The sequence below is a fragment of the Anaeromassilibacillus sp. An250 genome, assembly GCF_002159845.1.
Classification (GTDB): Bacteria; Bacillota; Clostridia; order Oscillospirales; family Acutalibacteraceae; genus Anaeromassilibacillus; species Anaeromassilibacillus stercoravium.
In genome coordinates, this window is record NZ_NFJK01000006.1 from 62402 (window position 1) to 84893 (window position 22492).

At 50.8% G+C, this 22492-nt stretch carries 27 protein-coding genes and 1 pseudogene; 4 read left to right on the top strand and 24 right to left on the bottom strand.

Translation table 11 applies throughout. The annotated features are described in order from the left end of the window. Nucleotides 1-216: 216 nt before the first annotated feature. From B5F54_RS18395 to B5F54_RS07085, 6 genes and pseudogenes are all read right to left on the bottom strand, one after another. Nucleotides 217-585 carry a 4-fold beta flower protein gene (locus B5F54_RS18395; protein ID WP_442856112.1) on the bottom strand — a complete coding sequence of 123 codons (369 nt, stop codon included), beginning with the start codon at nucleotides 583-585 and terminating at the stop codon, nucleotides 217-219. Nucleotides 586-613: 28 nt separating this feature from the next. Continuing rightward, on the bottom strand, nucleotides 614-1387 hold the full coding sequence (locus B5F54_RS07065) for a DUF1883 domain-containing protein (RefSeq protein ID WP_087232392.1): 774 nt from the start codon (nucleotides 1385-1387) through the stop codon (nucleotides 614-616). 15 nt (nucleotides 1388-1402) lie between these two features. Continuing rightward, nucleotides 1403-1477 (bottom strand): annotated as a pseudogene (locus B5F54_RS18400) (hypothetical protein); the annotation flags it as partial. Between the two features lie 31 nt (nucleotides 1478-1508). Next, complete coding sequence (locus B5F54_RS07075) at nucleotides 1509-1754, bottom strand: hypothetical protein (protein ID WP_087232395.1); 246 nt, start codon at nucleotides 1752-1754, stop codon at nucleotides 1509-1511. Next, the gene (locus tag B5F54_RS07080) at nucleotides 1741-1953 is read right to left on the bottom strand and encodes a helix-turn-helix domain-containing protein (RefSeq protein WP_087232398.1); all 213 of its coding nucleotides are present in this window, start codon (nucleotides 1951-1953) and stop codon (nucleotides 1741-1743) included. The genes B5F54_RS07075 and B5F54_RS07080 overlap by 14 nt, the downstream gene beginning before the upstream one ends. Before the next feature lie 110 nt (nucleotides 1954-2063). After that, nucleotides 2064-2528, bottom strand: coding sequence for a hypothetical protein (locus B5F54_RS07085; protein ID WP_087232401.1), 465 nt, complete (start codon nucleotides 2526-2528; stop codon nucleotides 2064-2066). Nucleotides 2529-2638: 110 nt separating this feature from the next. On the opposite strand from B5F54_RS07085, the gene B5F54_RS07090 reads away from it, so the two are divergent. After that, complete coding sequence (locus tag B5F54_RS07090; RefSeq protein ID WP_050624078.1) at nucleotides 2639-2950, top strand: helix-turn-helix domain-containing protein; 312 nt, start codon at nucleotides 2639-2641, stop codon at nucleotides 2948-2950. Between the two features lie 57 nt (nucleotides 2951-3007). On the opposite strand, the gene B5F54_RS07095 is transcribed toward B5F54_RS07090, so the two are convergent. The 5 genes from B5F54_RS07095 to B5F54_RS07110 form a co-directional block, all read right to left on the bottom strand. Then, on the bottom strand, nucleotides 3008-3253 hold the full coding sequence (locus B5F54_RS07095) for a DUF6061 family protein (protein WP_087232404.1): 246 nt from the start codon (nucleotides 3251-3253) through the stop codon (nucleotides 3008-3010). A gap of 408 nt (nucleotides 3254-3661) precedes the next feature. Beyond that, a complete protein-coding gene (locus tag B5F54_RS07100; protein ID WP_087232407.1) occupies nucleotides 3662-4837 on the bottom strand; it encodes an AAA family ATPase in 1176 nt (391 codons plus the stop codon). Further along, complete coding sequence (locus B5F54_RS17290) at nucleotides 4827-5162, bottom strand: plasmid mobilization protein (protein ID WP_006571527.1); 336 nt, start codon at nucleotides 5160-5162, stop codon at nucleotides 4827-4829. The genes B5F54_RS07100 and B5F54_RS17290 overlap by 11 nt, the downstream gene beginning before the upstream one ends. A gap of 2 nt (nucleotides 5163-5164) precedes the next feature. After that, nucleotides 5165-6238: a site-specific integrase gene (locus B5F54_RS07105; RefSeq protein WP_140400339.1), complete on the bottom strand. Its 1074-nt coding sequence runs from the start codon at nucleotides 6236-6238 to the stop codon at nucleotides 5165-5167. Between the two features lie 2 nt (nucleotides 6239-6240). Next, a complete protein-coding gene (locus B5F54_RS07110; RefSeq protein ID WP_006571508.1) occupies nucleotides 6241-6435 on the bottom strand; it encodes a helix-turn-helix domain-containing protein in 195 nt (64 codons plus the stop codon). Nucleotides 6436-6738: 303 nt separating this feature from the next. On the opposite strand from B5F54_RS07110, the gene B5F54_RS07115 reads away from it, so the two are divergent. Continuing rightward, on the top strand, nucleotides 6739-7227 hold the full coding sequence (locus B5F54_RS07115; RefSeq protein ID WP_087232410.1) for a helix-turn-helix domain-containing protein: 489 nt from the start codon (nucleotides 6739-6741) through the stop codon (nucleotides 7225-7227). Between the two features lie 88 nt (nucleotides 7228-7315). Then, complete coding sequence (locus tag B5F54_RS07120) at nucleotides 7316-7945, top strand: hypothetical protein (protein ID WP_087232413.1); 630 nt, start codon at nucleotides 7316-7318, stop codon at nucleotides 7943-7945. A gap of 642 nt (nucleotides 7946-8587) precedes the next feature. On the opposite strand, the gene B5F54_RS07125 is transcribed toward B5F54_RS07120, so the two are convergent. The 9 genes from B5F54_RS07125 to B5F54_RS07165 all read right to left on the bottom strand — a co-directional run bounded on the left by B5F54_RS07125 (nucleotide 8588) and on the right by B5F54_RS07165 (nucleotide 15249). Continuing rightward, nucleotides 8588-9001 (bottom strand): arsenate reductase ArsC, encoded by a 414-nt coding sequence (locus tag B5F54_RS07125; protein WP_087232416.1) that lies wholly within the window; start codon nucleotides 8999-9001, stop codon nucleotides 8588-8590. Between the two features lie 3 nt (nucleotides 9002-9004). Continuing rightward, the gene (locus B5F54_RS07130; RefSeq protein ID WP_087232419.1) at nucleotides 9005-9346 is read right to left on the bottom strand and encodes a thioredoxin family protein; all 342 of its coding nucleotides are present in this window, start codon (nucleotides 9344-9346) and stop codon (nucleotides 9005-9007) included. Between the two features lie 19 nt (nucleotides 9347-9365). Continuing rightward, complete coding sequence (locus B5F54_RS07135; RefSeq protein WP_087232422.1) at nucleotides 9366-10367, bottom strand: permease; 1002 nt, start codon at nucleotides 10365-10367, stop codon at nucleotides 9366-9368. A 92-nt stretch (nucleotides 10368-10459) separates the two neighbouring features. Then, nucleotides 10460-10774 (bottom strand): ArsR/SmtB family transcription factor, encoded by a 315-nt coding sequence (locus B5F54_RS07140; protein ID WP_087232425.1) that lies wholly within the window; start codon nucleotides 10772-10774, stop codon nucleotides 10460-10462. Between the two features lie 88 nt (nucleotides 10775-10862). Next, nucleotides 10863-12047, bottom strand: a complete 1185-nt coding sequence (locus B5F54_RS07145) for a plasmid recombination protein (RefSeq protein ID WP_330374294.1) — start codon at nucleotides 12045-12047, stop codon at nucleotides 10863-10865. A gap of 441 nt (nucleotides 12048-12488) precedes the next feature. Beyond that, nucleotides 12489-13643, bottom strand: coding sequence for a helicase RepA family protein (locus tag B5F54_RS07150; RefSeq protein WP_087232428.1), 1155 nt, complete (start codon nucleotides 13641-13643; stop codon nucleotides 12489-12491). A 3-nt stretch (nucleotides 13644-13646) separates the two neighbouring features. Then, nucleotides 13647-13967, bottom strand: coding sequence for a plasmid mobilization protein (locus B5F54_RS07155; RefSeq protein WP_087232431.1), 321 nt, complete (start codon nucleotides 13965-13967; stop codon nucleotides 13647-13649). Between the two features lie 3 nt (nucleotides 13968-13970). Then, nucleotides 13971-15047 (bottom strand): site-specific integrase, encoded by a 1077-nt coding sequence (locus B5F54_RS07160; protein ID WP_087232434.1) that lies wholly within the window; start codon nucleotides 15045-15047, stop codon nucleotides 13971-13973. 13 nt (nucleotides 15048-15060) lie between these two features. Beyond that, entirely contained in the window at nucleotides 15061-15249 is a 189-nt protein-coding gene (locus B5F54_RS07165) for a MarR family transcriptional regulator (protein ID WP_087225147.1), read from the bottom strand. Between the two features lie 166 nt (nucleotides 15250-15415). Between B5F54_RS07165 and B5F54_RS07170 the strand changes: the two genes are divergently transcribed. Then, nucleotides 15416-15973 (top strand): helix-turn-helix domain-containing protein, encoded by a 558-nt coding sequence (locus B5F54_RS07170; RefSeq protein WP_087232437.1) that lies wholly within the window; start codon nucleotides 15416-15418, stop codon nucleotides 15971-15973. Nucleotides 15974-16149: 176 nt separating this feature from the next. On the opposite strand, the gene guaA (B5F54_RS07175) is transcribed toward B5F54_RS07170, so the two are convergent. The 4 genes from guaA (B5F54_RS07175) to B5F54_RS07190 form a co-directional block, all read right to left on the bottom strand. After that, on the bottom strand, nucleotides 16150-17448 hold the full coding sequence (gene guaA / locus B5F54_RS07175) for a glutamine-hydrolyzing GMP synthase (protein WP_087232440.1): 1299 nt from the start codon (nucleotides 17446-17448) through the stop codon (nucleotides 16150-16152). 243 nt (nucleotides 17449-17691) lie between these two features. Next, nucleotides 17692-19227 (bottom strand): glutamine-hydrolyzing GMP synthase, encoded by a 1536-nt coding sequence (gene guaA / locus B5F54_RS07180; RefSeq protein ID WP_087232634.1) that lies wholly within the window; start codon nucleotides 19225-19227, stop codon nucleotides 17692-17694. Nucleotides 19228-19260: 33 nt separating this feature from the next. Next, on the bottom strand, nucleotides 19261-21087 hold the full coding sequence (glmS, locus tag B5F54_RS07185; protein WP_087232443.1) for a glutamine--fructose-6-phosphate transaminase (isomerizing): 1827 nt from the start codon (nucleotides 21085-21087) through the stop codon (nucleotides 19261-19263). Between the two features lie 44 nt (nucleotides 21088-21131). After that, entirely contained in the window at nucleotides 21132-22409 is a 1278-nt protein-coding gene (locus B5F54_RS07190; protein WP_087232447.1) for an adenylosuccinate synthase, read from the bottom strand. Between the last annotated feature and the right edge of the window lie 83 nt (nucleotides 22410-22492).

Below are 22492 nucleotides of genomic sequence, written 5' to 3' on the forward strand. Positions count from 1 at the left end.
TGCTATCAAATGGGGATTTGAAAAATCAAAAAGTCAGTATTTTCAAGGGTTTGCGGGCCCTCATATCCACTTTTTGCTTATTCCCACTCGCTCCTGTCAGAAGTTTTCTAAGCAGATTTGCTTATGGGATTTAGCTCAGAGTATTGGTATTCTTTTCATTATTCAGATAGTAGAGGCTATCTGATTTTTTGTTGCCATGATGTTGCCACCAAGAGTTTATTGATTCAGCCACTCATTTAACGAAAGCGATGACCACCCTCCTGCAGGAGTTGCAGGCCTTGCTGGTCTTGCAGGACGAGCTGGCCGGGCAGGCTGGGCAGGTCTCGCATGTCGCGCTGCTCTTGCAGGGCGTGCCGGTCTTGCCTTTCCATGTAACGATCCATTGTTACTCCATGCAAACACTTTGCCATTTGTATCATAACAGACAGTACCCTCTATCGGCCCTAACCAATTTCCAGAACAACTTGACCAAATATGATTAGAAGAGATATATGCGATCCATTGCATATCCGTATCAAAAATATTTTTGCTTGGATCTAACCATGCTATCAAATTACAATCTTTATCAAATAATGGATATAACATTTTAGCTTTCCTTTCTATCTGCCGCAAGTTATGCAGTTTGAATTAAGTTTGCTATTTCTGTAGCAATCTCATCAATAGTATTGATGGCCGTATTACGGGCCAATTTGTCCGCTAGCGAAGGGCTGAAATCAATTACTTCTTTTTTAGTAATATTGTGCCAAATAGGAAGCAAAATTTGTTCTCCAGATATAGCTTTGGTAATAATTCCGTCCAACTCATAATTGGTCCAACCCTTTTTGATAAAATCTTTAGAAACAACCACAATACCAAAACGGCTGTTTGCCAAACCTTTATCGATTTTTCTTCTAAGGCTATCACCAATTTTCATTTCAAACTCATCATACCATACTTTTATTCCTTTGTCTCGCAAAGCGTTCGCCAACGGGCGCACTACCTCATCTTTATCTTCCGATGCATGAGATATAAATACATCGTATTCTGGATCCATATCAACATCAAAATCTATTCCTAATCCACGATTGTGTACTAGAGAGGGAACCGAAGATAATGGTTGCTGTTTAATTGTCGGCAATGCAGGGGGCAATACACGCACAGAACTTTTAACATTACCTCCTAGCCCTCTTAAATCAATCGCTATATGCCAGTGACTAGAATGTGATGTTTTTAAACGAATTGGTGATTGTTTAGCAAGACCGCCAATATAGCGGTAGCGCCTACCATTTTTGTAGTTGCTAAAATTAGCGGAATCGAGCAGTTGCACATTTGCAGCATTTCCCTGCAGATATATTTCAACAATACGCCCCTGTTCAAGGGTGCCTAAATCATAGTGTGTAAAATTCAAAATATCACTCCTCAATTATTTCCTTGGCCCTAAAAACTTGTCCCCGTTCAAATGAATCATATGATCCGGCATATCAGCGATCCAAACTTCTGTTTTCCAAGCGAGTGTCTCAGAAAACTTGTTAAATCTCTTTTATTTCCGAAAAAGATTGCAAACGCTCCAATAATGCAATTGAAAGTATTCCAGAACCAGCACCAGGATCAAGGATTGAGAGAGCCTGACACCCATTAGGAATTTCAAATAACCCAGCCATAAAAACAGCAGTTTCCTTACTTGTAAAGAATTGGCCATATTTCTTGCGCTGGCTTTTCGGCATATGGTCAATATATTCTGTTGTTGCCCTAATTGCAAAGTCAAGCATGCTCATGATTCGTAAACTCCATAATTTCATCGATACCGCAGTCTAAAGCCACACAAATTTTATATAGGCTCTCCATTGATACGAATTCATTTTTTCCCATCTTCGCTAAGACATTAAAGCTAATGCCTGCGGCATCTTTCAAGTCCGAGCGTTTCATCTTTTTGTCGATGAGAATTTTCCAAAGTCTATCATAAGATACCGGCATTGCTACTTCTCCATTCATGTGCGGATAAGTAATTATATCATAAAACACACGATACCTCAAGATTGCCTCACGAAAACATGAGGCAATTTCTAGCCAAATGGCGTACGTAATTATATAGCGACTTGTCTCAATACGGTTACTTGAATACAGTTTTTCTGTTGTCTCTTCTGTGCATATTCAACCAGCTCCCGCGCATTGCTGGCGGGGTGCCAGGCATAGGCGATGAGATAGTCTACATGATCCACAACATAGCGGTTTGCTCTCACGATTGCAACCTTGCGCGGAACGCTTTCCATCCCTGGCGGATAGAATGTTCCGTCAAATCCTTCTATCATTGGAATGGGCCTCTCTGCTGGATGGTATGGCAGCAGCAAAATGAGTCTCACCTCTGGGTAGAAACGCTTTGCTTCTTTGACTGCTGACGCTGCAAGACGGTCAAATCCGCCGTAGTGGCCAACGATAAATTCTGTAACGCCATATTCCAAAATGTGCTGCTCCACAGCCGCATACAATGCCGGATAAATCTCTTCTGATGCCTCTCGGTGTCCGATAAAGAAACAGCTTTTTCCGCCCAAATTTCCCCCTCCTTTGTAGTTGTGTTTATCGTTAAAATTATACGATATAAATGATTAAATCACAACGATTTATCAAAGTATAATTTACGAAGAACACAAGCAAGGGAGTGATGCAGGTGAAGGATATTCTCTCGGTTATAACCGCGTATCGAGAGGAGCGGGGCTGGACAGAGTATCAGCTTGCAGAACGCTCCGGTTTACCACAATCTACGATCTCCTCATGGTATCGTAAGAACATGGTTCCTACCATTCCATCTCTGGAGAAAATCTGCACAGCTTTTGGCATTACACTGTCTCAGCTATTTGCCGAAGAAGATGCACCTGTTTCCTTGACTGAGGCGCAGAAAAAGCTTCTGGAACGCTGGTCAAGATTGAGCGAAGAACAGCAAGCTGTTGTATTTGCTTTGATTGATAAGATGTAAAAAATCCGCCAGAGACGCATTTTTTAGAATGCTGCTTCTGGCGGATTTTATTTCTTGTCAACCTAATGGAGTTTTATTTGTCACAACCTTTAGATATAGTTCCGGCTCACCATTCAAAATTAGTTCGGCATAGGCCAGGGGATCGTTGTAGATCAGCCAGTCCAGCTCCGACCGCTGGTACATACTGTTTGCTAGTTCGTTCTCCACGGCCGTGCAGTCGATGGAGAGCAGCGTCCCGTCATCCAGGCGCAGCTCCACGCAGGCGGTATCCAGGTTAAACTCACAGGACAAAATCTTTCTCATAGTCGTTACCTCCCAATACTTGAATTTTGATTGATTTTCCGCAGCGGCACAAGGGCCGTTTCGGTTGTTTTTAGATACAGGCAAGCAATGCTTGTGGCTATCCACTTGCCACAAACTGCTTGTTGAGGGCAGCGCCCCCAAGCCCCTTCTGAACACAGAATTTCATTCTGTGGCTGCGCGTTCTCCGAACGCTTTTTGTCTGTATCCAGTGCCCTGTTTTGGGGCATAGGGTGTCTTGAGTCGCGACATCCTATGGTACTTTTAGGGTGCCCTAAAATGGGGTACCCTCCTTGAAGATGGGATGGCAAAACACCACCCCAGTTTTTCGTTCCGCGACGGTGGCGACGGTCGCAACGGTGCTGGGAGTACCCCTCAAAACACCGTCGCGACCGTTGCGAGCGTCGCGCTTTACTCGATTACTTCAAACGCGGGTGCTTCCACCACCATGTAAGTCAGCCGGATACGCCGTCCGGCGTGTTTGGTTCTGTTCTCGTACTTCACCTGATGTTCTTCCAGCAAGCGGCTGGCATTCACATTCAAATGCTTGGTGAGCCTGTTCACCACCATATTCGTTTGAATCGCTTGGGCCAGCTCGGTGGGACTGCCTTCCCATTCCCGGTTGTCAGCAGACGCAATTTTTGCCACGGCTTCCAGCACTGGGTCCGGAGGCTGCTTCCAAAGCTCATTCTCTGCATGGTCGAGACCCCAAACCAGGTTCTCTTGGTCTTTGCTCAGATACAGCCGCTGATCCGGCTGGTCTCTGCCCACCACCTCCAGAGTGGCCTTGCTATCCGTCCGTTTCTCCTTCTGCATCAGGAGCGCACCATCCGCACAGCCCAGCAAGCCCGTGGTGCCGGAAATCATTTCAAAGCTATCTCCCGCAGGTTGCTTTCTGGTGTGGTGGACAATCAGGACGCAGACACCATATCGGTCAGCAAATTGCTTCAGCTTGCCGATCACCTCATAGTCGCTGGAGTAGCTGTAGCTATCGCTCACTGCCTCCCGGACTTTTTGCAGGGTATCCACGATAATCAGCTTGGTATCACTGTGTTCCCGAACAAACTTTTCCAGCTGTTCATCCAGGCCACCACCGATCATCTTGGCGCTGGTGGCAAAATGCAGGGAGCTTGTTCCCTCCACTCCGAACATTCGGAACATCCGGCGCTGTAAACGGCTCTCGTCATCCTCCAACGCCAGGTAGAGAACAGTTCCCTGATGGGTCTTGTAGCCCCACAGGTCTTGCCCGGTACTGACATGGTGGGCGATTTGCGCCACCAGGAAGGACTTGCCGATTTTGGGCGCTCCGGCAAGGATGTACGCTCCTGTATAGAGCAGGTTCTCAATCACCGCAGACTTACCCTCAAACACATTATCCATCAGCTCGTCCAAGGTCACAGTATGCAGGCAGGCTGGGTCACTCATGCGGCGCATCTTCCGGTAAAGTTCCTCCAAATCTCTTTCGGGGGAATTGCTTTTTTCGTCCGGGTCTGGTATAGTGGTCTTGGAATTTTGAGCGATTGACTGCCCATCATCTGCGCCAACAGATGAGCCCTGGGCGGTCATTTTCTTTTTATCATCGGTCATAGGCAAAGTCCTCCTGCATTCCGTTCATAATGGTGGCGATCATCTGGATGGTGTCCAACAGCTCATCGTTTACGCCCTGTCCAGCTTCGATCCTGCGCAGCTCGTCCAGCACAGCGGCCAGCTGGTCCCGCAGCGCTTTATAGACCCTGGGATTGCCTTGGACCACCACATCCCGGCAGAGCAGCCGACGGATGATATAATCTTGCTTGGTCAGGCCGGTGAGCTTCACCGCCGTTTCGATCTGAGCGTCCTCCTCCGGGGAGACCCGGAAGGCCACGGTCTTGTTTCTCCAACGGTTGTGCTTGTCCAAATTCTTTGCTGACATTTTTAATTGCCCCTTTCCATGTTCAATTTGTCTGCCATTTCCGCCTGCTTGGACGGAAACAGGTGTGCGTAGTTGTAAGTGATGTCAATGCTCTCATGGCCCACCCGGTCCGCGATGGCCGTGGCAGAGAACCCCATGTCGATCAGAAGTGAAACCGCGCTGTGACGAATATCGTGGATTCTGATACGCGGTACGCCCGCTTCTTTGGCTCCCCGGTCCATCTCCCGGTGGAGATAACTCTTGGTGACGGTGAACATCCGGTCATCCGGCCCGATGCCGTAAAGCATTTTGATGTAATCCTGGATTTCCTCAGCCAGAAATTGCGGCATGGTGATGACCCGATTGCTCTTTTCCGTCTTGGGGGTGGTAATCAGGTCCTCGCCGTTCAGACGCTGATAGGACTTGTTGATAGACACGGTGCGCTTCTCAAAGTCAAAGTCCGCCGGGGTCAGGGCCAGCAGCTCCCCCTCCCGGATACCGCACCAGTAGAGCATCTCAAAGGCGTAGAAGGATAGCGGCTTGTCCATCATCACCTCGGCAAATTTCAGGTACTGCTCCTTGGTCCAGAACATCATCTCCCGGTTTTTCTTTTTGCCCATGCTGCCCGCCTTCTTGCAGGGATTCTCCCGGAGGTTGTAGTACCGAACCGCGTGGTTGAAGATGGCGCTGAGCTGGTTGTGGACCGTTTTCAGGTACACCGGAGAGTAGGGCTTACCATTCTCGTCCTTGTGGTTCAGCATCTCGTTCTGCCAAGTGATAATCTGCTGGGCAGTGATGTTACACATTTTCAGCTTGCCGAAGTAGGGTAGCAGCTTGGTGCGGATGATGTGATCCTTGGTGGCCCAGGTGTTTTCCTTGAGCCGGGTCTTCATATCCGCCGTGTAGAGATCCACGAAGCTCTTAAAGGTCATGTCCAGATCAGCGCTGGTCTTGTTGAGCTGTTCGCGCTCCCAGGCTTGTGCCTCCCGTTTGGTCTTGAAGCCCCGCTTCTGGGTCTGCTTGCGCTCGCCGTTCCAGTCAGTGTAGCGGTAGACCGCCCGCCAGGTGTTTGTCTTTTCTTCCTTATAGACTGCCATGATTAGCCCTCCTTTCCCGTCTTGCCATAGCAAAACTTCTCCATGAAAAAGTTCCGATTGACCCGCCCGGAGATGGTCAGATAGCCCTTCTCACGGAGTTCGGCGTTGAGCTTGTGGATCACCTTGTAGGCGTGGGACTTGGAGATGCCCAGCTCCTGGGCCACTTCCTCCACGCGCATAAAGTTTTGTGCCTGCATTGAAAACACCTTCCTTTCTTCTTTGATGGCTGCTGCAGCTGGATATTGTGTCCCATAAATGCCTCCTCACCTTCGTCCGCCACTTTTTCCCGCGATGTATAACCGGGGGATTGCGGCAGTTCTTTTTCATTTATTGATTCTAAGCTATTATGCTTAGTCTATTGTCATTATACTAAGCATAATAGCTTGTGTCAATCGGAGTACGCAAAATAAATTAAATAAAATTATTTAGGATTCTCTTGACTTTCCTAAGCATTTCTGCTACGCTTTTCCTAAAGACAACCAATGATTGGAGTGGATGATATGGCGATTGGCGAACGGATTCACTTTTTCCGTCTCCTGCGAGGGATGACACAGAAATATCTCGGCATGGCGCTGGGCTTCCCGGAAAAGTCCGCCGATGTGCGCCTTGCTCAGTATGAAACAGGATCAAGAACCCCTAAAGCAGACCTTACCGCTGCCCTGGCTCAGGTACTGGATGTCTCGCCCCATGCACTCTCTGTCCCGGATATAGACTCCTATGTGGGGCTGATGCACACCTTGTTTACCCTGGAGGACAACTACGGGCTCAAGATCAGCGAGATGGATGGAGAAGTCTGTTTGAAGGTTGATGTGCGGAAGAACAAGGACGCCGCCCGGCTGCATGAGATGCTCTGTTCCTGGCAGCAGGCTGCTGCCATGCTGGAGGCGGGCGAAATCTCCAAAGAGGATTACGACAAGTGGCGCTACCATTACCCGGAATTTGATAAGTCCCAGAACTATGTGAAGGTGCCGCCCCAGGACCTCTTTTGATCCTCTCACTTGTAGGCCACGGGAGAGGCCGTTTGCTGCGTAAGAAAAGAAAAATTTGGATTTCACTTGAAGTTAGAGGTGACATTGTATGTTTAAGTCCCTATTTTCTCAGAAACCTAAAATTAAAGGCATCATCGGTTATTTGGGTTTGGAATCTTTTTGGCTATCATGCACACCTCAAGAGCAAGATGCTCTTACCAGATATCATCAAGGTGGGCTTGGTGCAGCTCCGGGTTCTTCTCCTATAAAAGGTGATGTATCTTATTCTTCCAGCACAAAACTGAAGTACTTTTCTGCAATGATTGGTTGGGCAGTTTCTGAGAAGAACTACTCTCTTGCCGATAAAATAATTAGTGCAGGTAAAGACTTGGCAGTTAGCGAAGCGGAGCTTCTGGACGCTCACTATTTTTGGCAGGAAGCCGCCGAATGTTATTACAAGCAGAGAGATTGCAGACCAGATGCGATTGATTTAACAATCGAATTTTGCTTGAAAGATATCCATATGTTCCCTAAATATGTAAAGCCAATGCAAAAAGAGTTCGATTGTATTCCACGAATCACAACCTTTCAGCGGCTTGCAATTCTTTACGAAAAAGCCGGGCAGTATAAAGAGGCCATTGAAATTTGCAATTTGGCAATAAAATATGGATTAACCGATTCAACTAAAGGGGGATACCCTGCAAGGCTTCAAAAGCTTGAGAAAAAACTAAACGGCTAAAATCATATAGGAACCAAAATAAAAAGAGAGCTAACTGACTAATCAAAATCAGTTAGCTCTCTTTTTATGAATAATGAAAAAGTGTTGCCAAATCGTTGCCACGGAGGGCCTTAACCCCTCAAAAACCCAGTCATATCAGGCTTTTCCGGGTCTCTGAAATCATTCCCACTCGGCAAATTCAGATATATGGGAGCGTATTTAGGGTGATTTTACAGGCAAAACTTTCGCAAATATGTTAATATTTTGCCCGCTTATTTGAGGCAGTTCGCTTTCTTAGTATCAAAATAGTATCACAAAAAGCGAGAAATTGCAAGGGTTTCAGGCCATAAACGGACACAATCAAAACTTCCCTCAATTTGATGTAAGTTTCTGTCGAAATGGGTCTCAAATCGAGACCCATTTCGACCACCGCCTGGGAGCGTAAACGCTCCCAGGCAATAGGGGATTGATTTCCGCTTTCAGCGGAAATCAATCCCACCATGGGACGCAATTCGACCTAAAATCAAAGGAGGCGGGCAAGCACCTCTGGTGCTTGCCCGCCTTGATAACCGCAGAGCAAGGCCGGGCGGGGCGGTCAATGGCGGCGCACTTGTGCGCCGTTCATCTCGACCATTGACAGCCCCGACTGGATTTGCTATCCATCTAAAGAAGTGCGTTGTGTTCTATTCGATTTCTTAGATTATCAATTTTTTCTTTGATAGACTGGATTATCTCCCAAAATGCTTTGTCTGATTTTCCTGTCGGATCGTCAAGCCCCCAATCCTCCCGGTGCTTGCAGGGTAGATAGGGGCAGGCCACATTGCACCCCATTGTTATTACAATGTCTACGGGCGGAAGTTCGTTCAGCAATTTGCTATATTGCGTCTGCTCCATGTCAATGCCATAGAGTTGTTTTATCAGCCGAACTGCGTCCTGGTTGATCTGCGGCACAGTCTCCGTGCCAGCGGAGTAACTTTCAAATACATCGGAGGCCAGATACTTTCCGAGTGCCTCGGCGATTTGGCTCCGGCAGGAATTGTGGACGCAGATAAACGCCACCTTGGGTTTTTGACCCATACGTCATCCCCTGACCTTTTGAATGAGGGCTTTTACCTCATCTTTTTTCAAAACCTTACCATAGGACACGACCTTGCCATCTACCACAAGGGCAGGGGTGGTCATCACGCCATAGGCGACGATCTGCGAGAAGTCCGTTACATGGTCTATGGTCGTGTCCATATTCAGTTCCGCAAGCGCCGCTTTGGTGGCATCTTCCAACGCATGACACTTCGCGCAGCCAGCCCCCAGCACTTTGATCCCAGCAGTTGTTTTTGCGGCCTCTGCCTGGGCCATCTTTTCGGGTGTGCAGCCGCTCCCACAGCAGCAACTTTTTTCCTCTTTCTTCTTGTTAAACAGTCCCATAGCGAATTACCTCCTTAGATTAAATCAAAATGAATTGAAACGCATTGAACAGGTAGCCAACAATGATAATGCCAATCGTACAAATGCCAATAAAGAGTGCCAGTAGTTTGGGTTTCACAGCCTTGCGGAGCATGATAAGGGACGGCAGGGACAAGGTAGTAACAGCCATCATAAAGGAAAGAACGGTACCCAGTTGTGCCCCCTTAGAAAGTAGTGCCTCTGCAACAGGAATGGTGCCGAAAATATCTGCGTACATGGGGATACCAACGATTGTAGCGAGGATCACACCAAAAGGATTGTTGCTGCCAAGTACGGTTTCAATCCAACTTTCCGGTATCCAGTTGTGGATCAGCGCACCAATCCCGACACCAATCAGAATATAAGGGAACACCTTCTTGAAGGTGCCAAGCATTTGTTCCTTTGCATAGGTGAGCCTTTCCCGGATCGTCAGGTCAGGAGACTCGATATCAACGCTGCCAGCCGAAAGCACAAAACTTTCAACGTACTTTTCCATATGCAGTTTCTCGATCATGGTGCCGCCGACAACTGCGATAACAAGCCCAAGGATCACATAGACGATCGCCACTTTTGCACCAAAAATGCTCATTAACAAGACAAGACTTCCTAAATCGACCATCGGTGATGAAATCAAAAAGGAGAACGTCACACCCAAGGGAAGTCCCGCACTGGTAAAACCGATGAACAGCGGGATAGATGAACAGGAGCAAAAGGGGGTCACTGTTCCCAGCAGAGCGGAGATGATGTTCGCCCAGATCCCATGAAAACGACCTAAAATGCGCTTACTTCGCTCTGGTGGAAAATAACTTTGAATATAGGAGATTGCAAAAATCAATACACAGAGCAGCACCGTGATTTTCAAGACATCGTAGATAAAAAACTGGACGCTGCCGCCAATGCGCCCATTTACATCCAAGCCCAGTGCCGACAGCCCAATGCCGAGAAGTTCGTTCAGCCATTTCATGCCAAGCACCTGATCTTGAATAAAGTCCCATACGCCCATACAAAAACCTCACTTTCCATTTCATGGACAACATATCAAAACTTTTTGATGTATTGTGCCGAAGGAAACGCCATCTAAATTAGATGGCGTTTCTATCCACAACGGGGACAGGTACTCTCTTGTTCTACATCTGGAGTTGTCAATTTTTTCAGCAGTTCTATTGCATAGTCCCTACCTGAAGAACTCAGTCGGTAGTGCGTCCATTTGCCCTCTTGACGACTGACGACAATGCCGGAATCGCAGAGGATTTTCATATGGTAAGAGAGGCCGGACTGCGTTAAATCCAACGGCTCTTGCAGGACACAAGCACACTTTTCACCGCTCCTTAACTGTTCCAGGATTGCAAGCCGTTTCGGATCGCAGAGAGCCTTGAATACTTTTGCCTGTTCCTGATACGCTGTCCCCATGTTCTCACCTCACATCAAATAATTTTGATATGATTAGTATATGCAGCAACGTCTCGTTTGTCAACAGTTCAATCAAAATTTTTTGAAGTCACCGCCCTCCCCGGTCAAGGGAGCGCCGGGGCCGTTTGCGGCCTTTCTCCGCCTGTTCCCTCTGCTTGTCGGCCTCCACAGCCGCCTGCACCTGTTCCGGGCCAAAGACCCGCTTGACACGTGTATAGTCGGCGGATATCTGCCGCAGTTTTTTATTCTCCATCTTCACCTCCATCAAGCGGTCAGACAGGCGGGCGTTGCCCTCCCGCACCCGGTCATAGTCTCCTTGCAGACGGTCAAACTTCCCCTTTAGGTCGATGTAGGCCCGGTATAGGGAGCGCAGCACCTTGACGATCTTCGCCAGCAGGGGCTTTGCCTTTTTTTCCCGGTAGGACTTGGCGCTCTCCAGCGTCCCGGCCTCCGGCAGAATTTCCTCCGGGTCAGCGGAGAAATCCGCCGCCAGCCGCTCCATGTTCTTTACCGCCGGGGCCAGTTCTTTCAGCCGCCGCTCCTGGCTCTCCACCTGGCTCTCTTTCTCCGCCTTGACCGTCTCCAGGGCGGCGATTTCTTTCGCCCTCTGCTCCTTCTTGTAGTCCAGCACAGACAGGTGCTTGTCGTGGGTGCCCTTGTCCTCCCACTCTATCCCGTGGCGCTCCATCACGGCGGAGAGTTGCTCTTTTTCCGAGCGCACCCACTGGCTCCACTCCGTGTCCCCCCTGGTGCCGCCCGTGAAACCTTGGGCCGCTAACGCCTGCTTCAGAGATACCCGTGTGTCCAGCCCCCGCTTGCTCCCGGTAGTGAACGGCACAAAGTCGATGTGCAGATGGGGCGTGGCCTCGTCCATGTGGAGGTGGGCCGAGAACACCCGGAGATTTGGGTTGCGCTCTTGAAAGGCTCTTATATACTCGTCCAGCACCGCCGCCGCCAGCCGCCCTTCGTCGCTGTCGGCGCTCATGTCGTCCTTATTGCCCACTTGTAGGATAATTTCGTGAAACGGCTTTTCCTGCTTGCCGGAGCGGATTTTTTCATAGTAGTTTTCTATCCGCCTGTCGGCCCTGGTCTGTTTGGCGTTGTACCGTTCCAGGGCCTCGTCAAAGAGTTCATGGTACACCGCCTTGATATTCTCCTGGCAGTATGTTACATTCAGATGGGAGCGTTCCGGGTCGGTATTTTTAGCGTGAAACTTCCTGCTGTTGTGGTTTACCGACCCATGCCCCACCATGGCGCTGATCGTCCTTTTCAATAAATCCCTCCTTTTCCGCCGCGCCAGCGGCGGGCCTTTGTTACTTTCTGCGAAAGTAACGCAAAAGCACTTTTGACAGCCTATCGGCTATCAAAAGCGCATTTGCGCCCTACGGGGTGGTGTGGGGGCTTTGCCCCCGCCGTCTGCGGACGGCTCCCCCAGCAGGGCCGCCCTTTGAAAAGGGCACCCTGCACCCCGCCTAAACTTTTTCACTCGCCGTGGGGCAGGGAGGAAAGGCCAAAGGCCTTTCCTCCCACCCGGCAAGTGTTCTCCGTGGGGTGAAAGTCAAGGGGTTCGGGTTGTATTGCCTTGCGGCAATCTCCACCCGCAGGTATGCCCCCTTGACTTTCGCCCCCGCTCCCCGTGACAGCCGTGACGACCGTGACGGCTTTTTTGATACCGGGGGCGGTGCCGCAGAGGTCGTCACGGCCGCCACGGTCGTCACGCCTGGGGAGGTTCCAGCGTCAGCCGAATACTTCTCCCGGCGTGGGTACGGGTGCTTTCGTAGCGGATATGGTACTCATAGGACAGCCGCCACGCCCGAACATTCAACCGCATCGCCAGGGCATTGGCTTTCATATCCACCTCCAGGGCGGCGGCAAGGTCGGTGGCCGTTCCGCTCCACTCTGGCCGCTCCGCCGTCACCAGGGCGGCCACGGCCTCTAAAACCGGGTCGGGCGGTTCCCTATACGGTTCTGTTTCCCGCCGTTCCAACTCCCACGCCAGCCGTTCTCCGTCCCGTTTCAGATAGAGGCGCTGGTCTTGCAGGTCACGCCCGGATATGTCCAGCGTGGCGGCGCTGTCCGTTCTCCGCTCCTTTTGGAGCAGAAAGGCCCCGTCCGCTGCACCCATCAGGCCATTGGTGCCGGAGATCATATCAAACTTGTCGTCGGCCTGCTGCTTGCGGGTGTGGTGTACCAGCAAGAGGCAAATCCCCGTTCCATCGGCAAGGTGTTTCAGACTGGTTATCACCTTATAGTCGTCTGCGTAACTGTATTTCTCGGCCCCGGCCTCCCGGATTTTTTGCAGGGTGTCGATGATGATAAGCCGGGTGTCCGGGTGTTCCCGGACAAACCGATTTAGTTGTTCCTCCAGACCGCTGTTTAACTGCTTGGCATAAATGGAGAGGTGGAGGTCTGCGGCGCTGTCCTCCCCGAACATCCGGTATAACCGCCCCTGCAAGCGGGGATAGTCGTCCTCCAGAGCCAGATAGAGGACGGCCCCCTGGCGGACTTCGTACCCCCACAGGGGGAGGCCCTTGCTCACATGGTAGGCCAGTTGCGCCATGAGAAAAGATTTGCCGACCTTGGGAGCGCCCACAAAGAGGTACACTCCCGGATAGAGTAGGCCCTCCACCACGGAGGGCTTGCCGGGGTACACCTTTTCGTAGAGTTCGTTCATGGAGAGGGAGGGCAGATAGGCCGGGTCGTTGACCCGGTCTATCTGTCGCAGGATTTCCCTAAAATCCCGTTCTTGGGGCTTGTGTTCGGCCTGTTCCTCTGCTATACTTTGGTTAGGTTTTTGTGAGAGCGACTGTCCCCCGTCTGCGCCAACAGGCGGATATGGGACGGTCGTTTTCTCTTGTGATCTATCCATCTATCAATCCTCCCTCATGCCGTCCATGATGGCGGCGATTAGTTCAATGTTGTCCATCAGTTCTTCGTCCACCCCATCCCCGGCCTCTATCCGTTGCAGTTCGGCCAGCACAGCGGCCAGTTCATTCCGCAGGGCCTTATAGACCCTTGGATTGCCCTGCACCACCACTTCCCGGCACAGGAGCCGCCGGGTGATGTAGTCCTGTTTCGTCAGCCCGGAGAGCCGCACAGCGGTTTCAATTTGCGCGTCCTCCTCCGGGGACACCCGAAACGCCACAGTCTTGTTTCTCCATCGGTTCTTGTTGTCCCTGTTCTTCAGTGACATGATTTAGGCCCCCTTTCGCTCCATGTCCAGCCTGTCTGCCATCTCCGTCTGCCGGGTAGGGAACAGGTGGGCGTAACGGTAAGTAATGTCGATACTCTCATGCCCCACCCGGTCAGCGATTGCCAGGGCCGTAAAGCCCATGTCAATCAGCAGGGAGATGTGGCTATGCCGCAGGTCGTGTATTCTGATCCGCTTGACCCCAGCCTCTTTCGCTCCCCTGTCCATCTCACGGTGGAGGTAGGATTTTGTTACCGTGAAGATACGGTCTGTCGGCTCTACGGCGTACAGGCTCTTGATGTAGTCCTGCATTTCATCACAGAGGAAAGCGGGCATTTGAATGACCCGGTTGCTCTTGGGCGTCTTGGGGTCAGTGATAACATCCCGGCTCTTGATACGCTGGTATGACTTGGAGATAGTGACCGTCTGTTTCTCAAAGTCGAAGTCCGCCGGGGTGAGGGCCAGCAGTTCCCCCTCCCGCACGCCGCACCAGTAGAGCATTTCAAAGGCGTAGTAGGAGAGGGGCTTGTCCATCATGGCCTCCGCAAATTTTAGGTACTCCGCCTTTGTCCAGAACAGCATTTCCCGGCTCTTTGGCTTGCCCATGTTCCCCACCTGGGCGGCGGGATTGACTTTCAGATTGTAGTGCCGCACCGCATGATTGAACACGGCGCTTAACTGGTTATGGAGCGTTTTCAGATACACCGGGGAATAGGGCTTGCCGTTCTTGTCCCGGTAATTGAGCATTTCATTCTGCCACGCTATGACCTCTTTAGAGTGAATGTCGCACATCTTCCGCTTGCCGAAGTAGGGCACCAATTTCTTGTAGAGGATATGTTCTTTCGTGCCCCAGGTGTTTTCCTTGATACGGCCCTTCATGTCCGCCACATAGACGGCAACGAAGTTCTCAAAGGTCATTTCCAGATCGGCGGTCTGCTGTTGCAGGAATGTCCGTTCCCACTCCAGCGCCTCCCGTTTGGTGGGAAAGCCCCGTTTCATCTTCTTGACCTTTTTGCCTGTCCAGTCCTCGTAGTAAAAGGACGCATACCATGTGCCTTTCTCCTTGTCTTTGTATGCTGGCATTGTAGTTCCCTCCTTACTGCTCATCCCGCAGTCCGTAGAATTTTTCCTCGAAGTAGCGCCTGCTCACCCGTCCGGGAATGGTGATAAAGCCTTTCTGTTTCAGTTCCTCGTTCATCTCCCGCACCAGTTTGTAGGCGTAGGGCTTGGAGATACCCAGTTCCCTGGCTACTTCTTCCGCCTTTACAAACAGTTCCTTGCTCATGCGTTTCACCTCCTTATTTTTGTTTCGCAAATATGTTAATGTTACCATCCTCATTATACATTAACACAAGTGTTAATGTCAAGAATTTATTTCGCATTTTTGTTAAACTTTATCTTGCATATTTCGCTTTTTTGCGCTATACTATTGGCAAAGGCGGTGGGATATTATGACAGTCGGAGATAAGATAAAGAAAATCCGCACCTTTCGAGGTATGACACAAAAGGAATTGGGGCTTACTGTCGGCTTTGAGGAAAAGGGGGCGGACAACCGTATCGCACAGTACGAAACGAATTACCGTGTCCCCAAGCGGGAGTTGCTGGACAAGATTGCCGAGGCGCTGCGGGTAGACCGCCAGAATTTCTACACCATCGCCCCCGGCTCCGCCGAGGATTTCATGCGGACATTCTTCTGGCTCGACGAGGACAGCCCCGGCGCTATTCGCCTGTTCCAACTTGTCCGCAATCCAGGCAGGGCGGGGGCCGCTGATGATACCGCTGTACGGTACAATGACGGCGACGACTGGCCCGCACACCCTCCCGTGGGTATGTACTTCCAGTACGGCCTTGTGGACGAGTTTATGCGGGAATGGCTTTTGCGCCAGCAGGAGTTACACGCCGGGGAAATCACCAGGGACGAATACTTTGAATGGAAATTGAATTGGCCGAGGACTTGCGACGATTGCGGGAAATGTGAACCGAGTATCCCGTGGCGCAAAAATGAATAAGACAAGCAAAAAACCGCCCTGCTGAATTTGTCGTTCAGCAGGGCGGTTTTGCTTGTCCTTTTTGGATTATTCTCTTGAGAGTACCGGGCGGACACAGATAGTATCAATCCAGTATCAAGAGCCTTATGGACGGGCAAAAAAGCCTGTATTCATGCGGGTTTGCGCCGTTTTGAGCGTCATTCCCACTCGATTGTGGCGGTCGGTTTCGGCGATAAGTCAAAGCACACACGATTTACGCCTTTTACTTCTTGTAGAATACGAGCAGTAATCGTCTGCAAGACGGCCCAATCCAACTGAGGCACCTGAGCGGTCATGGCATCGATGGTGTTCACCGCACGGATGATGACCGGCCAATCGAAGCAACGCGCATTGTCCCGCACACCAACAGATTTAAAATCTGGTACGATTGTAAAATACTGCCATACTTTTCCTTCTAGCCCTGCCTTGGCAAACTCTTCACGCAAAATTGCATCGGATTCCCGTACGGCTTCCAAGCGGTCGCGTGTGATTGCGCCCAAGCAACGCACTCCCAAGCCGGGACCGGGGAACGGCTGGCGATATACCATACTGGCTGGCAATCCCAATGCTACACCGCAGGAGCGCACCTCGTCCTTAAACAGCATTTTCAACGGCTCTACCAGTTCAAACTGCAAGTCTTCTGGCAATCCCCCAACATTGTGGTGGCTCTTGACCATCTTCGCCGTTTTTGTTCCACTCTCCACAATGTCCGGGTAAATCGTTCCCTGTGCAAGGAATTCGATACCGTCGAGCTTCCGGGCTTCTTCCTCAAACACACGGATAAATTCCGCCCCAATGATCTTTCTTTTCTGCTCCGGATCAGCGACTCCCTCCAATTTGCTGAGGAAACGCTCTGTCGCATCCACATAGATCAAATTTGCGGAAAGCTCGTCCTTAAAGACGCGAACGACCTGTTCTGGTTCCCCCTTACGCAATAGTCCATGGTTCACATGTACGCAGGTCAACTGGCTTCCAATTGCTTTGAGCAAAAGCGCCGCAACCACAGAGGAATCCACGCCGCCGGACAAAGCCAAAAGAACCTTCTTGTCACCTACCTGTTTGCGGATCAATTCAATTTGGTCTGCAATAAAGTTTTCCATATTCCAATTGGCCTGCGCCTTACAGGTATCAAATATAAAGCTGCGCAGATCCTCTTGAATCGCCTCGTCCTCTTCCGGCATCGGATGGACCGTTCCATTATCTTCGTAATCAAACGTGAAAACCGGCAATCCGCAGTTCTTAATTTCATCCGATAGGCCGATCTTCTGGCCGTCTACCACATCGTTTGGCCCGCCGTTTGCTACAATGCCCTTTACGTTTGGCATTTTCGCAATCTCTTCCGCTGTAACATCGTAGTTGCAGATTTCACTATACACGCCTAATGCACGGATCGCCCTCGCCACATCGGTGTTACGGGTGCTGCCCATATCCACAACCAAAAGCATATCTTGTCTCATCACAAGCCCTCCTTCTTATAGTAATTTCATCGTATCATATTTAAAAGGAGCGCGTCAACCGGATTGGACATTTTTTCTGGACATTCGTCAGATTTTGCGACTTTCGGTACAGTCATACAAACACGCCTTGAAAAATTCCCTTTACCTTTTCAAAGAAAGAACCTCACCGCACTATCAAGAAAACGGTATACTTTCTCTTGATAGTATGATGAGGTTCTTTATAAAAGCAGAATCGATTACACCTTATTCGTATTCAATGGTGGCAGGCGGTTTACTCGTTATATCATAAACTACCCGGTTCACATTTTCGACCTCATTGACAATTCGTGTGCTGACGGTTTCCAATACTTCATAGGGAATACGCGCCCAATCGGCGGTCATAAAGTCGGTCGTTGTGACAGCGCGCAAAGCAATGGTATTGTCGTACGTACGGCCGTCCCCCATAACGCCAACACTCTTCATACCGGTCAGCACCGCAAAATACTGGTTAATATCGCGGTCAAGGCCCGCTTTTGCGACTTCCTCGCGGAAGATAGCGTCCGCATCCTTTAAAATCTCCAATTTTTCCGGCGTCACTTCGCCCATAATGCGGATTCCAAGGCCCGGGCCAGGGAACGGCTGCCGCCAAACCAAATTTGCGGGGATGCCCAGCTCGATGCCCACCCTGCGTACTTCATCCTTAAAGAGGTCGCGCAAAGGCTCAATGATCCCTTCAAATCCTACATCTTCTGGGAGACCGCCCACATTGTGATGGCTTTTAATGGTCGCTGCTTCTCCGGTGCCGCTCTCCACCACATCGGGGTAAATCGTCCCTTGGCAGAGGAACTCAATCTTTCCCAGCTTACGGGACTCTTCCTCAAACACACGGATAAATTCTTCCCCAATGATCTTCCGTTTTTGTTCCGGTTCTGTCACTCCAGCCAATTTGCTTAAAAAGCGGTCCTGCGCATTGATGCGGATCAGATTCATATCAAACTGCTGGCGGAATACGCGCTCCACTTCGTCTCCTTCGTTCTTGCGCAGCATACCATGGTCCACAAAGATGCAAGTCAGACTTTTTCCAATCGCTTTGTGCACCAAAACAGCTGCAACCGAAGAATCCACACCTCCGGACAACGCGCACAAGACGCGCTTATCCCCTACTTTTTCGCGGATCTGACGGATGGTCTCCTCGGCAAAGGAATCCATCTTCCAACTACCGGAACAGCCGCACACCTGGAACAAGAAATTTTTTAACATATCCGTTCCATATACAGTATGCTCAACCTCCGGATGGAACTGGAACGCATAAAGACGCCGGGCCTCGTTTGCCATTGCCGCAACCGGGCAGGCATCGCTCACCGCGGTGATGGTAAATCCTGCTGGCGGTTCTGCAATATAATCTGTATGGCTCATCCAGCAGACGGACTCTTCCGGTACCTTTTGAAACAACGCTGCATTGGCCTGTGCCCGTACTGGCGTCTTCCCATATTCGCGCACCTCAGAGCTGCTGACCTTTCCTCCCAACAGGTATGCCATCAGCTGCGCTCCATAACAAATCCCCAGAACAGGAATTCCCAGGTCGAACACCTTTTTATCGCAAACCGGAGCATCCTCTGCATAGACGGAATTGGGCCCTCCGGAAAAGATAATCCCCTTATATCCCGCCCCGGCAATCTGCTCCGCCGGGGTTTTATAGGATTTGATTTCACAGTACACGTTGCAATCGCGCACCCGGCGTGCGATTAGCTGGCTGTACTGTCCGCCGAAGTCCAAAATGAGAACCGCTTCGTTTTTCAGCATGATTTCTTTTCCCTTCCTTGTCTTTGAGAACTATTCCACTGTCACAGATTTTGCCAGGTTGCGCGGCTTATCGATGTCGCAGCCCTTCATGGATGCCACATAGTAGGCAAATAGCTGCAACGGGATGACGGTCAACGACGGTAACATCACATCACAAGTCTGCGGAATGTAGAACACATGATCCGTTACCTGTTCGATCTGCGTGTTGTTCTCCGTCGTCATTCCCAGCACAACCGCACCGCGCGCCTTGACTTCCTTCACATTGCTCATCATCTTGTCAAACAAATTCTGATGAGTGGCCAACGCAATCACCAGGGTCCCATCCTCCACCAAGGAGATGGTGCCATGTTTGAGCTCCCCTGCAGCATAGGCGTCCGAATGGATGTAGGAGATTTCCTTGAGTTTCAAGGAACCCTCCAGGGACATTGCATAGTCTAGGTTGCGTCCGATAAAGAATACATCCTTTGCGTTAAAATGCTGGGAAGCCAAATACTGGATGTTTTCCCGATTTTGAAGGATCTTTTCAATTTTATCCGGCAGAGCCTGCAGCTCTGTGAGATAGGCTGCATATTCTTCGGCGGTAAGGCACCCCAACAGATCCGCCATGTAAATGGCCAGCAAGTATACGACAGCCAGCTGTGTACTGTACGCCTTTGTCGTCGCTACCGCGATTTCCGGGCCAGCCCATGTATAGATCACATCGTCGGACTCGTTTGCGATGGAGCTCCCCACCACGTTGACGATCGAAAGAGTTCGCGCGCCCAGGCGCTTTGCCTCACGCATGGCAGCCAATGTATCGGCGGTTTCCCCGGACTGGCTGATCACCAGCACCAGCACCTTTTCGTCGATGATCGGCTCCCTGTAACGGAATTCGGATGCGACATCCACTTCCACGGGAATCCGGGTCATCTTCTCCAATACATATTTCGCCACCATTCCCACATGGTAGGCGGAACCACAGGCCACAATAAAGATCTTTCGAAACGTCTTGAGCTGGTCCGCTGTCAGCGTGATGTTGTCCAAAACAATCCGCCCATCCTTGATGCGCGGCGAAATGGTATCGCGCACCGCTTTGGGCTGTTCCATGATCTCCTTTGCCATAAAGTGCTCATAGCCGCCCTTTTCAGCGGCGGTGACATCCCACTCCACATGGACTGGTTCTTTGGGGATCAGCTCCTTATCCATGTCATAGATGCGCACCCCTTCGCGCTGGATGATCGCAATCTCGTTGTCATTCAAACGGTAAATGTCGCGCGTTCTGCTCAGGATTGCTGGGACGTCTGAGGCGATAAAATTTTCCCCCTGCCCAAGGCCGATGATCAGCGGGCTGTCTTTGCGCACCGCCACGAGTTGATCCGGTTTATCCGCACAAATGATTCCCAACGCATAAGAGCCTTCTACCTTTTGCAGTACTTTGATGACCGCATCCATGATGTCGCCCTTATAATAATACTCCAATAGCTGCGCCACCACCTCTGTGTCTGTTTCTGACACAAAGGAGACACCGCGGCGGATTAAATGTTGCTTTAATGCGAGATAATTTTCAATGATCCCATTGTGTACCACTGCAAATTTCCCTGAATCGCTCACCTGAGGATGGGAATTGATATCCGAAGGCGCGCCGTGCGTCGCCCAACGGGTATGGCCGATTCCCACGGTACCCGGGACATCTTTGCCGTCATGAATCAAGCCTTTGAGGACCTGGAGGCGCCCTTTTGCCTTGACGACCCGAAGGGATGTACCGTCATAAACAGCAACCCCAGCGGAGTCGTAACCGCGGTACTCCAACTTTTCCAACCCCTGCAAAAGGAACGGTGCAGCAGGATCGCCGCCGATGTATCCTACAATTCCACACATACTGTTACCTCCTTATGCGCGGGAACTCCCCGCCGTCTGCGGAATTACCGATAGATAATGTCCTCACGGGCCGGGCCATTGGAAACGATCTTGACCGGCACACCGATTGCTTTTTCCGCAAACTCAATATATCTGCGGGTATTCTCCGGGAGGTCTTCATACTTCTTGATGCCGCGGATATCGCATTTCCAACCGGGCAGCGTCTCCAGGATCGGCTTGCAGCGCTTCAGCTGCGCCGTCGGCGGGAAGGTATCGATCCGCTTGCCGTCCAATTCATAGGCCACGCACACGGGGATCTCATCCAAATATCCCAACGCATCCAGCACGGTAAACGCAATGCAGGTGGCTCCCTGCGCCTGGCAACCGTAGCGGGTCGCAACCAGATCGAGCCATCCCATCCGGCGCGGGCGGCCAGTCGTCGCGCCGTATTCGCCGCCGTCTCCTCCTCTGCGGCGCAGCTCGTCGGCCTCTTCGCCAAAGATCTCACTGACAAATTCGCCTGCGCCCACAGCGCTGGAATACGCTTTTACCACGGTGATGACTTCCTGGATGGAATAAGGTGGCACGCCCGCGCCCACAGCCCCATAGCCGGCCAGCGTGGAACTGGAGGTCACCATCGGATAGATGCCGAAGTCCGGGTCCTTCAATGCGCCAAGCTGTCCTTCCAGCAAGATGTGCTTCCCATCCTTGACCGCCCGGTGCAGAAGCGTGAAGGTGTCCGCCACATAGGGCGCCAGCATCTCTTTATACTCCATCAGTTTCTCATACAGGTCCTCTGCCTTTAACTCGGGCTGATGGTACAAATCCCTATATAATACGTTCTTCAGATCGAGAACATGCGCGATTTTCTCCATGATACTGGCTTTATCATCATAGAGCTCACTGACCTGAAAACCGATTTTTGCAAACTTATCGGAATAGAACGGCGCGATTCCGGATTTCGTGGAACCAAAGGACTTCGACGAAAGACGCGCTTCCTCCATGGAATCGAGTTCCACATGGTACGGCATGACCACCTGGGCCCGGTCGGAAACCAAAATCTTCGGCTTCGGAACACCGCGTTCCTCCAAAGACTGGAGTTCTTTGATGAAATTCTCCACACTCAATGCCACGCCATTGCCGATGATGTTTGTGATGTGATCATAAAACACGCCGGACGGGAGCTGGTGCAGCGCAAATTTCCCATAGTTGTTGATGATGGTATGGCCCGCATTGCTGCCGCCCTGAAAACGAACCACAATATCGGATTCCGCTGCCTTTACATCGGTAATTTTCCCCTTACCTTCGTCGCCCCAATTGGCGCCCACAATTGCTGTTACCATAAATAATACACCTGCCTTTTCAATCTAAAAACATCCGTGCAAAACCAAGTCCGCCGCCTCCCGGGAAATTCCCGCAAGGGGGC

What these genes read in the sequence shown, in the direction of transcription:
- B5F54_RS18395 (WP_442856112.1), bottom strand. Translation starts at nt 585, where the DNA reads ATGTTATATCCATTATTTGATAAAGATTGTAATTTGATAGCATGGTTA.
- B5F54_RS07075 (WP_087232395.1), bottom strand. Translation starts at nt 1,754, where the DNA reads ATGAGCATGCTTGACTTTGCAATTAGGGCAACAACAGAATATATTGAC.
- B5F54_RS07080 (WP_087232398.1), bottom strand. Translation starts at nt 1,953, where the DNA reads ATGCCGGTATCTTATGATAGACTTTGGAAAATTCTCATCGACAAAAAG.
- B5F54_RS07090 (WP_050624078.1), top strand. Translation starts at nt 2,639, where the DNA reads ATGCAGGTGAAGGATATTCTCTCGGTTATAACCGCGTATCGAGAGGAG.
- B5F54_RS07095 (WP_087232404.1), bottom strand. Translation starts at nt 3,253, where the DNA reads ATGAGAAAGATTTTGTCCTGTGAGTTTAACCTGGATACCGCCTGCGTG.
- B5F54_RS07100 (WP_087232407.1), bottom strand. Translation starts at nt 4,837, where the DNA reads ATGACCGATGATAAAAAGAAAATGACCGCCCAGGGCTCATCTGTTGGC.
- B5F54_RS17290 (WP_006571527.1), bottom strand. Translation starts at nt 5,162, where the DNA reads ATGTCAGCAAAGAATTTGGACAAGCACAACCGTTGGAGAAACAAGACC.
- B5F54_RS07105 (WP_140400339.1), bottom strand. Translation starts at nt 6,238, where the DNA reads ATGGCAGTCTATAAGGAAGAAAAGACAAACACCTGGCGGGCGGTCTAC.
- B5F54_RS07110 (WP_006571508.1), bottom strand. Translation starts at nt 6,435, where the DNA reads ATGCAGGCACAAAACTTTATGCGCGTGGAGGAAGTGGCCCAGGAGCTG.
- B5F54_RS07115 (WP_087232410.1), top strand. Translation starts at nt 6,739, where the DNA reads ATGGCGATTGGCGAACGGATTCACTTTTTCCGTCTCCTGCGAGGGATG.
- B5F54_RS07120 (WP_087232413.1), top strand. Translation starts at nt 7,316, where the DNA reads ATGTTTAAGTCCCTATTTTCTCAGAAACCTAAAATTAAAGGCATCATC.
- B5F54_RS07125 (WP_087232416.1), bottom strand. Translation starts at nt 9,001, where the DNA reads ATGGGTCAAAAACCCAAGGTGGCGTTTATCTGCGTCCACAATTCCTGC.
- B5F54_RS07130 (WP_087232419.1), bottom strand. Translation starts at nt 9,346, where the DNA reads ATGGGACTGTTTAACAAGAAGAAAGAGGAAAAAAGTTGCTGCTGTGGG.
- B5F54_RS07135 (WP_087232422.1), bottom strand. Translation starts at nt 10,367, where the DNA reads ATGGGCGTATGGGACTTTATTCAAGATCAGGTGCTTGGCATGAAATGG.
- B5F54_RS07140 (WP_087232425.1), bottom strand. Translation starts at nt 10,774, where the DNA reads ATGGGGACAGCGTATCAGGAACAGGCAAAAGTATTCAAGGCTCTCTGC.
- B5F54_RS07150 (WP_087232428.1), bottom strand. Translation starts at nt 13,643, where the DNA reads ATGGATAGATCACAAGAGAAAACGACCGTCCCATATCCGCCTGTTGGC.
- B5F54_RS07155 (WP_087232431.1), bottom strand. Translation starts at nt 13,967, where the DNA reads ATGTCACTGAAGAACAGGGACAACAAGAACCGATGGAGAAACAAGACT.
- B5F54_RS07160 (WP_087232434.1), bottom strand. Translation starts at nt 15,047, where the DNA reads ATGCCAGCATACAAAGACAAGGAGAAAGGCACATGGTATGCGTCCTTT.
- B5F54_RS07165 (WP_087225147.1), bottom strand. Translation starts at nt 15,249, where the DNA reads ATGAGCAAGGAACTGTTTGTAAAGGCGGAAGAAGTAGCCAGGGAACTG.
- B5F54_RS07170 (WP_087232437.1), top strand. Translation starts at nt 15,416, where the DNA reads ATGACAGTCGGAGATAAGATAAAGAAAATCCGCACCTTTCGAGGTATG.
- guaA (WP_087232440.1), bottom strand. Translation starts at nt 17,448, where the DNA reads ATGAGACAAGATATGCTTTTGGTTGTGGATATGGGCAGCACCCGTAAC.
- glmS (WP_087232443.1), bottom strand. Translation starts at nt 21,087, where the DNA reads ATGTGTGGAATTGTAGGATACATCGGCGGCGATCCTGCTGCACCGTTC.
- B5F54_RS07190 (WP_087232447.1), bottom strand. Translation starts at nt 22,409, where the DNA reads ATGGTAACAGCAATTGTGGGCGCCAATTGGGGCGACGAAGGTAAGGGG.